The 14,298-nt window shown below is 62.7% G+C and carries 16 protein-coding genes and 1 tRNA gene; 10 read left to right on the plus strand and 7 right to left on the minus strand.

Annotated features, from left to right (window positions below; all coding sequences use genetic code 11):
• Nucleotides 1-194 precede the first annotated feature (194 nt).
• From HKK80_RS05175 to HKK80_RS05195, 5 genes are all read left to right on the plus strand, one after another.
• A complete protein-coding gene (locus HKK80_RS05175; RefSeq protein WP_411798554.1) occupies nucleotides 195-419 on the plus strand; it encodes a DUF3311 domain-containing protein in 225 nt (74 codons plus the stop codon).
• Complete coding sequence (locus HKK80_RS05180; RefSeq protein WP_411798555.1) at nucleotides 412-1,953, plus strand: sodium:solute symporter family protein; 1,542 nt, start codon at nucleotides 412-414, stop codon at nucleotides 1,951-1,953. The genes HKK80_RS05175 and HKK80_RS05180 overlap by 8 nt, the downstream gene beginning before the upstream one ends.
• A 210-nt stretch (nucleotides 1,954-2,163) precedes the next feature.
• Complete coding sequence (locus HKK80_RS05185; RefSeq protein ID WP_411798556.1) at nucleotides 2,164-2,613, plus strand: hypothetical protein; 450 nt, start codon at nucleotides 2,164-2,166, stop codon at nucleotides 2,611-2,613.
• Nucleotides 2,614-2,682: 69 nt separating this feature from the next.
• Nucleotides 2,683-3,516, plus strand: coding sequence for a hypothetical protein (locus HKK80_RS05190; protein ID WP_411798557.1), 834 nt, complete (start codon nucleotides 2,683-2,685; stop codon nucleotides 3,514-3,516).
• 54 nt (nucleotides 3,517-3,570) lie between these two features.
• Complete coding sequence (locus tag HKK80_RS05195; protein ID WP_411798558.1) at nucleotides 3,571-4,968, plus strand: cryptochrome/photolyase family protein; 1,398 nt, start codon at nucleotides 3,571-3,573, stop codon at nucleotides 4,966-4,968.
• Between the two features lie 18 nt (nucleotides 4,969-4,986).
• On the opposite strand, the gene HKK80_RS05200 is transcribed toward HKK80_RS05195, so the two are convergent.
• Nucleotides 4,987-5,742 carry a hypothetical protein gene (locus HKK80_RS05200; protein ID WP_411798559.1) on the minus strand — a complete coding sequence of 252 codons (756 nt, stop codon included), beginning with the start codon at nucleotides 5,740-5,742 and terminating at the stop codon, nucleotides 4,987-4,989.
• A 36-nt stretch (nucleotides 5,743-5,778) separates the two neighbouring features.
• Nucleotides 5,779-6,252, minus strand: a complete 474-nt coding sequence (locus tag HKK80_RS05205) for a hypothetical protein (RefSeq protein WP_411798560.1) — start codon at nucleotides 6,250-6,252, stop codon at nucleotides 5,779-5,781.
• A 263-nt stretch (nucleotides 6,253-6,515) separates the two neighbouring features.
• Here HKK80_RS05205 and HKK80_RS05210 point away from each other — a divergent pair, with 263 nt between their 5' ends.
• Together HKK80_RS05210 and HKK80_RS05215 are read left to right on the plus strand one after the other, a co-directional pair.
• Nucleotides 6,516-6,875: a MarR family transcriptional regulator gene (locus HKK80_RS05210; RefSeq protein ID WP_411798561.1), complete on the plus strand. Its 360-nt coding sequence runs from the start codon at nucleotides 6,516-6,518 to the stop codon at nucleotides 6,873-6,875.
• A gap of 6 nt (nucleotides 6,876-6,881) precedes the next feature.
• Nucleotides 6,882-7,217, plus strand: a complete 336-nt coding sequence (locus HKK80_RS05215; RefSeq protein ID WP_411798562.1) for a type II toxin-antitoxin system PemK/MazF family toxin — start codon at nucleotides 6,882-6,884, stop codon at nucleotides 7,215-7,217.
• Nucleotides 7,218-7,414: 197 nt separating this feature from the next.
• Here HKK80_RS05215 and HKK80_RS05220 read toward each other — a convergent pair.
• Both HKK80_RS05220 and trmY read right to left on the minus strand, forming a co-directional pair.
• Nucleotides 7,415-7,487, minus strand: a tRNA-Pro gene (locus HKK80_RS05220).
• A 49-nt stretch (nucleotides 7,488-7,536) separates the two neighbouring features.
• Nucleotides 7,537-8,130 (minus strand): tRNA (pseudouridine(54)-N(1))-methyltransferase TrmY, encoded by a 594-nt coding sequence (gene trmY / locus HKK80_RS05225; protein WP_411798563.1) that lies wholly within the window; start codon nucleotides 8,128-8,130, stop codon nucleotides 7,537-7,539.
• Nucleotides 8,131-8,392: 262 nt separating this feature from the next.
• On the opposite strand from trmY, the gene HKK80_RS05230 reads away from it, so the two are divergent.
• Nucleotides 8,393-9,913 (plus strand): globin-coupled sensor protein, encoded by a 1,521-nt coding sequence (locus HKK80_RS05230; protein WP_411798564.1) that lies wholly within the window; start codon nucleotides 8,393-8,395, stop codon nucleotides 9,911-9,913.
• 26 nt (nucleotides 9,914-9,939) lie between these two features.
• On the opposite strand, the gene HKK80_RS05235 is transcribed toward HKK80_RS05230, so the two are convergent.
• Together HKK80_RS05235 and HKK80_RS05240 are read right to left on the minus strand one after the other, a co-directional pair.
• A complete protein-coding gene (locus HKK80_RS05235) occupies nucleotides 9,940-10,749 on the minus strand; it encodes an ABC transporter permease (protein ID WP_411798565.1) in 810 nt (269 codons plus the stop codon).
• Nucleotides 10,746-11,792: an ATP-binding cassette domain-containing protein gene (locus HKK80_RS05240; RefSeq protein WP_411798566.1), complete on the minus strand. Its 1,047-nt coding sequence runs from the start codon at nucleotides 11,790-11,792 to the stop codon at nucleotides 10,746-10,748. Before HKK80_RS05240 ends, HKK80_RS05235 begins: the two co-directional genes overlap by 4 nt.
• Before the next feature lie 214 nt (nucleotides 11,793-12,006).
• Here HKK80_RS05240 and HKK80_RS05245 point away from each other — a divergent pair, with 214 nt between their 5' ends.
• Together HKK80_RS05245 and rnhB are read left to right on the plus strand one after the other, a co-directional pair.
• A complete protein-coding gene (locus tag HKK80_RS05245) occupies nucleotides 12,007-13,308 on the plus strand; it encodes a tRNA pseudouridine(54/55) synthase Pus10 (RefSeq protein WP_411798587.1) in 1,302 nt (433 codons plus the stop codon).
• Nucleotides 13,309-13,314: 6 nt separating this feature from the next.
• Complete coding sequence (gene rnhB / locus HKK80_RS05250; RefSeq protein ID WP_411798567.1) at nucleotides 13,315-13,992, plus strand: ribonuclease HII; 678 nt, start codon at nucleotides 13,315-13,317, stop codon at nucleotides 13,990-13,992.
• On the opposite strand, the gene HKK80_RS05255 is transcribed toward rnhB, so the two are convergent.
• Complete coding sequence (locus HKK80_RS05255; RefSeq protein ID WP_411798568.1) at nucleotides 13,989-14,270, minus strand: hypothetical protein; 282 nt, start codon at nucleotides 14,268-14,270, stop codon at nucleotides 13,989-13,991. The two genes, rnhB and HKK80_RS05255, sit on opposite strands and share 4 nt — an antisense overlap.
• Between the last annotated feature and the right edge of the window lie 28 nt (nucleotides 14,271-14,298).

Genomic DNA, 14,298 nt, shown 5'->3' on the forward strand with positions numbered 1-14,298 from the left:
GGTGCCGCTGATACCATATATAAACGCTACGATCTGAAATACCTGTCGTCACCGCTGGCCGCACCGACAGCCGACAGGAGCCCTTCTGGTGGGGGACTCACTCGCCTGCTGCCGCGCTGAATTGAAGAAAATATGTCTTCAAACAGCAACTCTGCGTAGAAGTAGTAATCTTTAGGAAGGTCTGGAGCATACTAATGGTACGAATGAACCCGTCGATGCGCGCTGTCGGCTGGCTGCTCGCGTTTGCTGTCGTCGTCGCCGGCGCGGTGCCGTGGTTTCTCTGGGGGAACAGCCAACTGATCGGTGGCCTCCCGCTGTGGCTGTGGTGGCATATCGGCTGGATGATCGTCGCCACCGCCGTCTTTGCGGCCTTCACCCGCCATGGCTGGGATCGGTATCTGGGAGGTATCGATGCCTAACCCGGCTCTGCTGTCCGGCGGCGGGCTGTCGACAGCGGCGACATCGGTCGAGTTGCTGGTCGTTGTGGGCTACCTGCTTGTCGCCCTCTTAGTCGGGCTCCTTGCCTACCGACTGACCGGTTCCGACGCCGAGGACTACTATCTGGCGAGCCGATCGCTCGGCACGCTCGTCTTGCTGTTTACGACGTTTGCGACGTTGCTGTCGGCGTTCACCTTCTTTGCGGGCCCCAACCTCGCCTACAGACAGGGCCCCGAGTGGATTCTGGTGATGGGAACGATGGATGGGATCCTCTTTGCGATCCTCTGGTATCTGATCGGCTACAAACAGTGGTTGATCGGCCAACAACACGGCTACGTCACGCTGCCGGAGATGCTTGGGGATCGCTTCGGCTCCACGTGGCTCCGCGGGCTGGTCGCGGGCGTGAGCCTCTTTTGGCTCTTTCCGTACGTGATGCTCCAACAGATGGGCGCCGGCGAGGCGTTGGTCGGCCTCACCGACGGCGCGGTGCCCTACTGGGGTGGGGCCGCGCTGATCACCGTCTTCATGATCCTCTATGTCGGTCTGGCGGGGATGCGTGGGGTGGCGTGGACGGATACGATTCAGGGGCTGTTCATGCTGAGTGTAATTTGGATCGCTGTCGCGTGGGTGTTGTCGGCGATCGGCGGGCCCGCGGTCGCCGCCGCGGGACTGGAGGCGAACAACCCGACCTTCCTCGCGTTGGGGAGCAGCTTCTACACGCCCCAATATATCATCTCGACGGCCGTTGTCATCGCCTTCGGGGTGACGATGTTTCCGCAGATCAACCAGCGATTTTTTGTCGCCCAATCGGCAGCGGTGCTAAAGCGGTCGTTTACACTGTGGCCGGTGTTGGTGCTGTTGCTGTTCGTCCCGGCGTTCCTGCTGGGGACGTGGGCGGCCGGCCTCGGGATTAGTGTGCCCGAGGATGTGAACGTGTTACCGGTGTTGCTTGGGGAGTACACCCCGGCGTGGTTCGCCGCGCTTGTGATCGCCGGCGCGATGGCAGCGATGATGTCGTCGTCGGACTCAATGCTGTTGTCGGGATCGTCGTACTTCACGCGGGATCTCTATCGGCCGTTTGTTGAGCCGAGCGTGACAGCCGACCGGGAGGCGTGGCTCGCCAGAGGCGGCGTCGTCGCCTTCGCAACCGCAACCTTCCTCGCCAGTCTCACCCGGCCGGGGACGCTGATCCAGGTCGGCAGCACCGCATTCGGCGGCTTTGCGCAGCTCGCGCTGCCGGTCATGGTCGCCCTCTACTGGGCGAACACAACACGAGTCGGGATGGTCGCCGGGGTCACCGGGAGCCAACTGCTGTATCTGAGTCACGTCTTCGTGCCGACGGTGCCGGTTGATGTCGGCGGAACCACTATCCCGCTGTTTGCGCGAACCTACGGCGGCTGGGATGTCGCCCTCGCCGGGATGGTGTTAGGAGCAGTGCTGACCATCGGTGTCTCCTGGCTGACCACAGCCGGCACCGACGAAGCCGCCGAGCGATTCGCTGTTGGCGCGGACTGATACGCAGTCCGCGGCGGCGACCTAGAGCAGAACGCTGACTATCGGCAGAACCAACGAAACACCCGATGTTTGTTTGTGCTAATATATTAGCTATTACCATCAGTATCAAATCTAAATAGCGCATATAGTGAACAATCATTACTGTTTTCTCCCAAAAAGTTATTATCTACTGACGGCTTGTGTTAGCCGCAAGGGCAAAAGGATTGAAGTATGAGTTCAGCAAACCTCCAGGGCTCCGGGCAGTCGACGGCGATGCCGACCCCCGGGCCACGCGATCCAGCCGGCGAGACCGCAACGATCCCCGAAACCATCCCCCAGACCGAACGGACGGTCTACCGGGACAGCGACACCGTCATTCGGATCCATCCGGCGGAGCCGAACGGTGACGTGCTGTGTGTCACACTGTATGTTCCACTCGATGAGGTGACAGCGTCGATGACGCCAGCCCACGCCTCAGCGTGGCGCGAGCAGTCCTTTGAGACGGCCGCAAACACGGCTGACGCGCTCCCAGAGGCGACATACGAGCTGTACAAAGAGATCGTCACCGATCTCACCGAGCAGTTTGCCGTCTCGATCAGCGAACCGACGACCGGCTACGGCCGGTGTCACCGCCGCCACGACGGCCCAGGAATCGTCTCGTTCCGCACGCGACTGCGGTGAGGTCGTCGGACGGCGGGGATGTTTGGGCGGTATCCCCAGACTTATTTACGTATACGTCGCACTCACGCTATGGTCTATCGGTGGCGGTCTCGGCAGGCTGCCTACACGGTGTGGGGAGCCCAGCGAGAACCAATGGCCGAGGAGATCAAACAGCATCTCTTCGACCATCACCAGGATAATCTGTCCCATGAAGATCCGGGCGTGAGCTGGGAGTGTCCCTACTGTGATCGATCTGAGATCAGCTACGATGAGGAGGAGACGATCCAGCATTTCAAGGATCACCTCTTCGAACACGAAGACCAGTTCATCGAGTCGGGCGTCCACGTCGCCGACGACATCGACCGGGCGGGCAACATCCTCGTGAAGGCACCCCAAGGCAGTCCGGGCATCAAAAACGCCCGAATCCACTTTCTCGCGCCGGGCGATATCATCATCCTCGTCACCACAGATCCGGCGGCCAGACTCCGGTTGCTACGGGAGGAGCTCGGCAGTTGGCCGGCCCTCACAGTCGTCTTGACGACAAAGGACAACCCGGCTGAGGATATCGCCGGGCTTGATGTCTCCAACGTCCCCATCGAGATCGTGAAGCTCAGCAAGCAGCTCAGCCTCTCGAAACTCGGCAATACGATCTCACAGGTGCTCGACGAACACGGCCGCTCGGAGGGCCGGATCACCGTCGAGTTCGACATCCTCTCGGAGATTATCGACAAGTTCGGCGAGAAGCCGGCCTTCAAATTCCTCCAAATCCTGACCAACCAGTTCAAAACGGTCGGCGCGATCGCCTACTACCCGCTTGATCCCGATCCCCACTCACAGTCGACACTGAGCCTGTTGAACGACTCCTTCGATCTTGTGATCCGGGCGACCGAGACCAACTTTATTGCTGACAAGGACAACCGGTAGCGGCGGCTGGCGGGCCGCACACAGATTGATTTCACTGGAACCCGTTAGCGGGGTATGCACCTCTTTTGGCACCGCCGGGATCTCCGGGTTCCGGACAACCGCGGGCTGGCGGCGGCGACAGCCGACGACACGACGCTGCCGGTGTATGTCGTCGACGACGACATCTTTGAGCGACTCGGTCGCCGACAGCGGGCGTTCATGATCGATGGGGTTCGCGCGCTCAACGCCCGCTACCGCGAGCTCGGAAGCGACCTCCTTATCAGAGAGGGCTCGCCGGCCGAGGAGCTCGCCGCGGTTGCCGACGCGTACGACGCCGATACCGTCTACTACAACCACCACTACCGGCCAGCACGGCGACACCGCCAACAACAGGTCGACGAAGGGCTGTCAACGCGGTGTTCGATCGATCTCACGCTCGTCGATCCCGCTGATCTTGCACCGTCGTATCCGAACCACAGCCAGTTCCACAACGACTGGCAAGCCGAGCCAAAGCCGACGCCGGCAACGGTACAGACGGACGCGCTGGCCGCCGTCGACGACGCGAACGGTGTCGACGACACCACACTCACGCCGATCGAAACCGACATCGATCGGCCGCCAGCCGGCTACGCCGCCGCCCGGGATCGCTACGATGCGTTTCTGGCCGACGGGATCGAGACGTACAATGAGACACGCGACGACATGCAGGCCGCCGTCGAGCGACCGGTTGGGTCGGTCTCGCGGCTCTCACCGTATCTCGCCGCCGGCATGATCGGAATCCGTGAGGTGTGGGCCGACGCGACCGAACGATACGACGCCGCCGATAAGAACACCTCCGACGGGGCGGCCGCACGAAACATCGAGAAGTACCGGTATGAACTCTCCTGGCGGGAGCAAAACTACCACCTGCTACACTACAACCCGACGCTGCTGACCGAGAACTACAAATCCCTCCCAAACCGGATCGCCTGGGAGAACGATCCCGACGAGATCGCCGCCTGGAAGGCCGGCGAGACGGGCTACCCGCTGGTCGACGCCGGGATGCGACAGCTGAATCAGGAGGGGTATATCCACAACCGGCCCCGACAGAACGTCGCCTCGTTTTGTACCAAACACCTGCTGATCGAGTGGCGGATCGGCGCGCGGTATTTCGCCGAACAGCTTCTCGATCACGACCCCGCAAACAACTACGCCAACTGGCAGTGGATCGCCTCGACCGGCACCGACAGCGTCGACGTGCGGATCTTCGATCCGGTGGCCCAACTCTCGAAGTACGACGCCAACGCCGACTACGTCACCGAGTACGTCCCCGAGCTTCGGGGCGTCGAGCCAGCGAAGATCGTCGAGTGGCCGACGCTGTCGGCGGCAACGCGGGAGCGGCTGGCCCCCGATTATCCGGAACCGATCGTCGACCGGGACGAGGCCTACGAGCGCGCCCAGCGGGTCTTCGAGACGGCACTCGGCAAGCGATAGGAACGCCGCTTGGACAAATCAGGCCGGGCCGAGGACTGGTCGGGCCAGCCGCCGAAGCAGGCTGGCGAGTCCACCGACGGCCAGTCGACCGACGCCGGTGACGCCGAGTTGACGCCTGTCGAGGGTGTACCGGGGTGGCTCATCAGCGGTCACCGCCGTCTCGTTAGCGGCTGGATCGGCTGGCGAGTCGGCGGCTGAATCGGCTGGCGGGTCGTCGACACGGACGATCGGCCCGTTCTCGCCCGTAAGTTCGATCGCCGCCCGAACCTGCGGCTCGGTAAGCTCGGAGGCGGCAGCGATCTCAGGAACCGTCTTCGGGCCGGCTTCGAGCGTGTCGGCGATGCGGTTGAGACGCAGCATCCGAAGCAGGAACACGCCGGGAGCGAGATCGTCAACCCGATCGGTGTCAGTATCGGCGGTGTCGGAGGCGAAGTCGACACGGGCGTCCAACAGCAGCCAGAGCCCCCCGAGGATAGCCGCAACCGGGGCCCACAGCGTCCGCAGCAGCGGTGGCTGCCGCAGTTCGGCAACGAGCCACGCGAGGCTGACGGCGAGCAGCACCGCGGCCAGCCCGACAGTCACCCAGCGATCGTCGACACCGGGCGTATCGATGAGGAACTGCCGGCTTTCAACCACGAGAAACGCGGTGGCGAGCCCGGCGACGAGCGCGACGTTGCCGGTAACGGCGACAACGCCGCCGGCCGCAAGGAGATACACCAGGAGGGTTCGGGCTGAGATGCGGTCTCTGAGGCGGGCAACAGCGGTGGAGGGCATACAGAGGGCTGTTGGTCGTGTCGAATAAATATCCTGTCAGTCCGACCCGTTGGCCTGTCGTTTGCGTTTGATCCGGCGGTGCATCGCCCGCTCGACGATCGTGCCGTCGCCGATCTCGTCGTCCGGATACGGGTAGGTGCGGTCGCAGGCGTCACACACCCAGACGTGTTTGCTCAGTACGATCCACTTGGCAACGGTTTGGATCCGGAGTGCATGCTCGTCGTGCGGACAGTAGGGGCCGTGAACGTAGGTGTAGGCCGTGTCGTTGGCGCTGTACTCCGAGGCGCGCCACTTGCCGTACTCCCCCTTCCAGAGCACGTCGAAATACTCCAGTTCGGCGCTCGTGTACACCGTTTCGGGTCTGTTTTTCCCGCTGAACTCGTGTGGGTCGACCGTCTCGCTTTCTGCATGCTCTCGGGCGGATCGATACTGGGAGACAGCAAACCCAAACAACCCCAGGTAGACAAGCACTGACACCGTCAGCGAGACGGCGATTACGGCCAGGAGCATCCTAATCCCGGTGTGTGCCGCCAGGGTGTCAGTACACGATACATAGCTGTGTATTGCTAGGTAGTGAGCAAAAATGCTCTGTTCGAGCGGGGATCAGTGCTCGACGGTAGTGAACAGTCAGGAACACTGGGGCCGGCACGAATGTGAATCGCAGTCGTCTCCGCTGGTAACTCCCTGATTCACATTCGGCGTCTTTGATTCATCTGTGGAGGGCTAACCGCACCCAAAATACTATGATGATTCTTGACTTACTTTGACATACAATGCCAGTTGAGTTCAACGAATACGAGCAATCAAACAACAGCGATGAGTTTGATTGGACGCTTCGGGAAGGATCGAATGCACACAAGATCCTAGCATTCCTCTCCGAGTATCCTGAGCAGGGATTCACACCAAAGGAGATCCACGACGCAACAGGTGTCACCCGCGGGTCAGTCGGCAAGACGCTGCAACGGCTCAAAGACCGACAGCTGGTTCGGCACGCCGAGCCCTACTGGGCTATCGGTGACGATGATCGCGTCGGCACCTATCTCGGGATGGTTTCCTCGCTTGAGGCCGTCGTCGAGCGTGAGGGAACTGAATCGTATGAGGAGTGGCGAAACGCCGCTGAAACAGCTGAATAGCGATCCATGGAAGCATATGCGCGCGGCGACGTTGTCTGGCATCCGGCACCCTTCCGCGATGGCGGCCGCCCGTATATCATCCTAAGTGACGAACAACACCCGTTCTACGGTGAGGAGTACATGGTCGCTGGTGTGACAACGACAGGGCGAGATCGAGCCATCGAACTCACGCCGGAGAGGTGGGCAGAGGGCGGCGCGCCGAAGCGGAGTTGGGCGTCGCCGTGGTATATTCTCACCCTCAAACACGCGACGATCACTGATCGGCTCGGGCAGCTCACGCCGGCTGCTACTGATCGAATCGCTCAGGAGATTACCCAGCTCATCGGTGTCAGCTCTCGATAGCTACGTTCTCCAGTGCTGGCCTCCGAATCGTGGTATGGTCGGGAGCACTAGGGCCGGCACGAATTTGAATCACGGTCGTTCCCGCTGGTCACTCCCTGATTCAAATTCGGCGTGTTCCAGACACCCACCGTTCGTGATGCCTCGCTCGTGGCACTGCGTGCCACAGTCGCTCGGCGGTAGTGAACGGTGGGTAGAAATGGGCCGGCACGAATTTGAATCGTGGTTACGGCCACCCGAAGGCCGAAGGATACCAAGCTACCCCACCGGCCCGCACTCATCGCCACGCCGCGGCCGAATTTAACGGTTGTGATCGACTGGCTCAGTACTCCGAATAGCCGGCGGTATCCAGCCAGTTGTGGGCAACCGTGATCGTCTGATCGGCGTGCAATGTTTCGGGGCCAACCCGAAGTCGCTGGTCGGCCTGCTCGGCCAGCAGTTCGGCCTCACGATCGGTGAAATCGTTGTGATCCGAGAGCACGAAGATGGGATCGTTCGGCACCGACGCCTCCGGCAGCGGCGTCCCCTCGGCGTGCAGTTGGACGACCGTCCCCTCGCTGGCAACGTCGTCAAGCGTCGCCTCGAAGCCGAGGCGGTAGAGTTCCATCCCCGGCGACACCGCGGCGGGCATGTGGCCGATGGCATCATCGCGCTGGGCGAGGGCATCCCGGATCCGGGCGGCGATCGTTCGCTCGTCGGGGTAGAGCCGGCGGAGCGTGTCGCTGTCGAACCGGAGGGTGTACTCGTCGCCAACGACGAGGTGAATCCGGACGTGCTCGCGGATGCCATGGGAGAGAAACACCGCCGCGCCGACACACCGACACAGGATATCGAGGCGGCCGGCTCCCGAAAGGTCGTCCAGCGAGAAGTCGGCCGTCGTCGGGGCGTCGTGACCAAGCACGATGAACTGACGCATACCGGGGTGTCGACAGCAAGGGGTTTAGTGGCAGCTACTTGGATCGATCACGAACGGCTGAAACCGAGAGGCGAAGCGACAATCGAAGCCACCGATCGAGAGAGTTGGCAACATGTCTCATTGTAGTCGCCGAAATCAAATGCACACCGATTGTTGCTCGTGAAAGATCAGATACATACAGAGACAACCCAGAGGAGTCCTCGGTATCAAAGTTTGACGCTAGTAACGTAAGTTAAATTGATTGCGCTCAAAGATTACTTGTATGAGCAACTACGCCGAGAGCTTCGGGGAAGGCGGGATGAACGATCAGGTCGACGTCGACTCGCTGATGCGGGAGATCGGTCTCGACCGCGAGGAGATCGAGTGGCGGAAAGACTTCATCAACTTCGACGAGGAGGATGTGGCGCGGCTGACCGACCTCCGGCCGCTGTTTGAGGCCCACACCGAGGATATCGCCGAGCTGTTCTACGAAAATCTCACCCAGTATGAGGAGACCGTCGAGGTGATCGGCCGCTCGGAGAAAAACGTCGAACAGCTCAAAGAAACCCAGCGGGCGTATTTCACCACGCTGGCCGGCGGCGAGTACGACTACGAGTATTTCACAAACCGCGCCCGGATCGGCAAGCTCCACGACCTCCTGGAGATGCCGATGAAACAGTACATCGGCCAGTACGGCGTCTACTACGATCTCATCCTTCCGTTGCTCACCGAGCGGGCGACCGACCAGCTGACCGATCGGGTGCAGGGGGCCGTCGGCGACGACGCCAGCGACGACGAGCTCGCACGGATCGTCGCCTCGGAGATCGACGAGCTCCGGGCCGATATCACGAGCGTCCTCCGGATCATCAACCTCGATATGCAGGTCGTCGCCGACACCTACATCCACTCCTACGGCCAGAAGCTGGAACAGGAGATCGAGCAACGCGAGCAGCTGGCCCGGGAGGTCGAACGCGATCTCAACGAGCCGCTCACCGATCTCCAGCGATCCTCCACGGAGGTTGCCCAATCCGCTCAGGATATCTCCGAGCTCACCGGCGAACAGTCCGATCGCATTCACTCGATCTCTAGTGAGGTGTCCAACATGAGCGCGACCGTCGAGGAGATCGCCGCCTCCGCCGACGAGGTCGAAACCAACAGCGAACGCGCCCGCGAGCTCGCCGAGCAGGGTGAGGATGCCGCCGACGACGCGATGGGCGTGATGGACGACGTTGGCGAGGCCGTCGATGAGGTCTCAACCGATGTGGACGACCTCCAGGCCCGGGTGGGCGAGATCAACTCCGTCGTCGAGGTCATCAACGACATCGCCGAACAGACCAACATCCTCGCGCTCAACGCCTCGATCGAGGCCGCCCGCGCCGGCGAGGCTGGCGAAGGGTTCGCGGTCGTCGCCGACGAGGTGAAATCGCTGGCGACAGACTCCCAGGAGCGCGCCCAGGAGATCGAGGATCTCGTCACAGCGATCGAAAAGGATACCGAACAGACCGTCGACAGCCTGGAGACGACGACCGAACAGATCGACCGCGGCGTCGAGCGCGTCGCCGAGGCGATGGAGCTACTCAACGACATCACCGAAGCCGTCGAGGAGACCGCCGACGGGATTCGGGAGGTCTCGGATGCGACCGACCAACAGGCCGCCAGCTCCGAGGAGGTCGCCAGCATGCTAGACGAACTCGTCGAACAGGCCGACACCGTCGCCGACGAGGTCGAAGAGATCGCCGCCGCCAACGAACAGCAGGCCGACACCATCGAGGATATCTCCGATGCCGTCAGCCGGCTGACGTAGTAATCGACCCCGACCGCCCCTCTCCCTCAGTCGGTTAGCCCGTAGCCACGCTTGAATAGCCAGACGTTGAGCACGGCGACGACGGCCGTTCCGCCGGTCAACAGCCCCAAGGAGAGCTGTGGGTCGACCTCCGAAACACCAAGGAAGCCATAGCGGACGCCGTTGACCATGTAGACCATCGGGTTCAACAGCGAGATGTCCTGCAACAGCGGCGTCAGATCCTCAAGGGAGTAGAAGACGGCTCCAAAGAACACCAGCGGGCGGAGCAGGAACTGGTTCATCATCGTCAGGTCGTCGAAATCCTCCGCCAGCAGGCCGCCGACGATGCCAAGACTCGAAAACAGCATCGTGATCACCAAGAGGAAGGCGACCAGATAGATCGGCTGCTCGACGGGAACCGGCTGGTAGAGCCCACCAATGATGAAAAAGCCGAGGACGCCGATCAGCGTCCCGACCAACACGCCCCGCAACGCCGACGACAGCAGGTAGGCCCAGACCATCTGCGTATAGGACAGCGGCGAGGTCAGCGTCTCGTCGATATACTCGTTCCACCGCCCGTGGAAGATCGAAAACGAGGCGTTCTCGAAGGCGTTCGATACCGCCCCGAGCACGACGAGGCCGGGCAGGATGAACAGAATGTAGGGGACACCGATGATCTCGCCGACGCGGCTGCCGAGAACAACGCCGAACACCGAGAAGTACAGGACGTTCGTGATAAATGGCGGGATGAAGGTGTTTTTCGGCCGGCGGACGTAGCGGAGTATCTCGCGTTTGACCAAGGTGTAAAACCCGGTCGGGACGCCCGCGGCGGCGGCCGCGCGGTCGACGACGCTCATCGCTGGCCTCCGTCGGGGGCGACCTGTTGTTCAGCCCGGGGAGCGTCTGTATCGCTGTCGTCGCCAGCGCTGTCAGCGTCGGTGTCGCTGTCATCCGCGTTGTCAGCAGCGGTGTCGTCGTGCCGCGTCATCTCGACGAAAACCTCCTCAAGGGAGGTACGAGTGATTTCGAGATCGATGATCTCGATGCCCTCGCGGTCGAGTTCGCGGACGAGTTGCGGGGCGACCAGCCCACCCTTGCGGGCGGTGACGGTGAGCTGGTGGCCGTCGCGGTCGATGGCATCAACGCGGTCGTCGCCAGCGAGCAGGTCAGGCAGCGTTGTTGGCGGCTCGCGGAGTTCGACCACGATCTGGTCGGTGCCACGATTCTTCAACTCGTCTGGCGTCGCCACCGCCCGCACCTGGCCGGAATCGAGGATGGCGACCTCATCACAGAGCCGTTCGGCCTCCTCGATGTAGTGGGTCGTCAGCAGGATGGTTTTCCCTTGGTCGTTGAGATCGGTAACCAGTTCCCAGAGGTCACGCCGGAGCTGCACGTCGACGCCGGCGGTCGGTTCGTCGAGGATCAGGAGATCCGGGTCAGTGATGAGTGCCCGCGCCAGCAGGAAGCGACGTTTCATCCCACCGGAGAGCCAATCGAAGCGGGTGTCGCGTTTGTCGTAGATGCCGACCTGTTTGAGCACCTCATCGGCCCGTGCTTTGGCCTCCTCAGCTGGGATGCCGTGGTAGCCGGCTTTGTGCTCTAGGACTTCGCGGATCGGGAAGAACCGGTCGACGTTGAACTCCTGTGGGGCCAGCCCGATGGCATTGCGCGTCTTTCGGTAGTCAGCCTCCACGTCGTGGCCGAAGACACGGGCGGTGCCGCCGGATTTTCTGACCAGGCCGACGAGAATGTTGATAAACGTCGTTTTGCCCGCGCCATTGGGGCCGAGCAGCCCGAAGAAGCTGCCCTCAGGGACGGTCAGCGAAACGCCGTCGAGGGCGGTCACATCGTCGTACTCCTTGCGGAGATCTTCGATGTCGAGGGCGGGCGGACTGCTCATCGCGTCGCCTCCCTCTCGCATCGGGTGAGACGGGTTGTCACAGTATGCTGCGATCGGGTATGAGCGAAGAGAGAAAGAAAGGTCGGACGAGTGGCTCCATCCATGTCGTGATACCGGTATACGGCAGGGAGGCGTAAATGCCCCCCGATCCGTGTGGCGGCGACCCACGGCGACGAAGGGCAAGACAGTTATCGCCGCCGCCGTTGCCGCCTGTATGGACTTCTTTGCCGAGGCCCGCGCGGTTATCGACGCTGGCCCGGTCTGCGATAGCTGTCTGGGTCGCGTGTTCGCCGATCGGAGCTTCGGCCTCTCGAACGCCGACCGCGGCGAAGGGCTACGCGTCGCCGTCGCCCTCGCCGACGACGAGCCCTACGAGACGGTCGCCCCAGAGGACTGTTGGGTCTGTGACGGCGAATGCGGCCGCTTCGCGGAGTGGGCCGACCGGGCAGTCGCCGCGGTTCAGACCGTCGAGTTCGACACCTATCAGGTCGGCACCCGGACGCCGCCGCTGATCGAGGAAAACGACCGCCTGCTGCGGGAAGATGCCGGCCTCGATCCGGACGCCGGCGAGCTGTTCAAATCGAATTTTAACCGGGAAGTCGGCAAGCGAATCGGCCGCCAGACCGAGACCGAGGTCGACTTCGAGCGACCCGACATCCAGTTCACCCTCGATCTCGCAACCGACCGTGTCGACACCCAGCTCAACTCCGCGTTCGTCTACGGCCGGTACCGCAAGCTCGAACGCGATATCCCCCAGACTGAGTGGCCCTGCCGGGAGTGCCACGGCAGCGGTCGCCGGCGCGGCGATCCCTGTGATCACTGCGACGGCGAGGGGTATCTCTACCTCGAAAGCGTCGAGCAGTTGACCGCACCCGTCGTCGCCGAGGCGATGGACGGCACCGACGCAACGTTCCACGGCGCGGGCCGGGAGGACGTGGACGCGAAGATGCTCGGCACAGGCCGGCCGTTCGTGATCGAGGTCGAGGAGCCGCATCGCCGCCGGGTTGACACCGACGAACTGGAAGCCGACATCAACGCCTTCGCCGACGGCAAGGTCGAGGTCGAGGGGCTGCGGCTGGCCGGCTACGAGATGGTCGAACGCGTCAAGGAACTCGACGCCTCGAAAACCTACCGGGCGGCTGTCGAGTTCGACGCCGACGTGAGCGACGCTGATCTCACCGACGCGATCGACGAGATCGACAGCGCGACGATCAAACAGGAGACCCCCCAGCGCGTCGATCACCGCCGGGCGAGCAAAACCCGCACCCGCGAGGTGCTGTCGGCCAGCGCGGAACGCGAGGACGCCCGCCACGCGACCGTCGATATCCACGGCGAGGGCGGCCTCTACATCAAGGAACTCATCTCCAGCGACGAAGGGCGTACTGAGCCAAGTCTCGCCGGTATTCTCGGCGTCGACGCGACGGTGAACGCACTCGATGTGCTCGCCGTCAAGGGCACCGAAGAGCCCTTCGAGCGCGAGGAATTTTTCATCGATAGCGACGAGGACGACACGTAGATAGCGATGTCAACGTATCAGATCGGCGTCGACGAAGCCGGCAAAGGCCCGGTCTTGGGCCCGATGGTCGCCGCCGCGGTTCGAGCCGAGGAGGGCGACCTCCCGGGAGAGGTTGGCGACTCGAAGCAACTCACCGCCGCCACACGCGAGTCGATCGCGGCGAAACTCCGTGATGCGCCAGGGGTCGAGGTCGGCGTCGGCGTCGTTACCACCGACGAGATCGACGATCCCGAGACGGATATGAACAGCCTGACCGTGACCGCACAGGTGCGAGCACTTGGCGACGTTGCGGCCGACGGCGACCACGCACTCGTCGACGCCGGCGACGTGTCGGAATCACGGTTCGCGCGGCGGGTTCAGGCGGACGTCGCCGACGCTGGAACCGACACCGCGGGCGGTGTCGCTATCGATGTAACAGCCGAGCACGGTGCCGACGAAGCCAGTCGGCTGGTGGGCGCTGCCAGCGTCGTCGCCAAAGTCGAACGCGACAGCCGGATCGACGCCCTCGACGAAGAGTACGACGGCGACATCGGCAGCGGCTATCCAAGCGATCCGACCACCCGCGAGTTCCTCGCCGACTACGTCGACCGCCACGGCGAGCTGCCGGCCTGTGCGCGTGCGTCGTGGGCGACCTGCGAGGACGTGTTGGCTGCGGCCGAGCAGGCCGACCTGGGGGCGTTTTAGCGGAACGGCGGGAGTCGCCAGCCGTAAGCGATCAAGAGAAGAACGCCGACAGCGACGAGACCAAAGGCACCCAGCGGCGCGTCGAGAGCCACGAGACCACCGGTGACGGCTGCAAGGCCGAACCAGCCGACCAGCAGCCCACCGCCGATCTGGGTGATCGCCCGCACCGCACCGCGGGAGTCGGTCGCGTCGTGCTGATCGAGTTCCTCACGAACCACGCGTCTGATCGCGGCTTCGGTCTCTGGATCGAGTACGGTGTCGTCGTCAGTGGAGGGCATCACCGGTGTTTTGGAAGCAAGCGAAAAA

Source organism: Halonotius sp. F2-221B (genome assembly GCF_046719765.1).
Classification (GTDB): Archaea; Halobacteriota; Halobacteria; order Halobacteriales; family Haloferacaceae; genus Halonotius.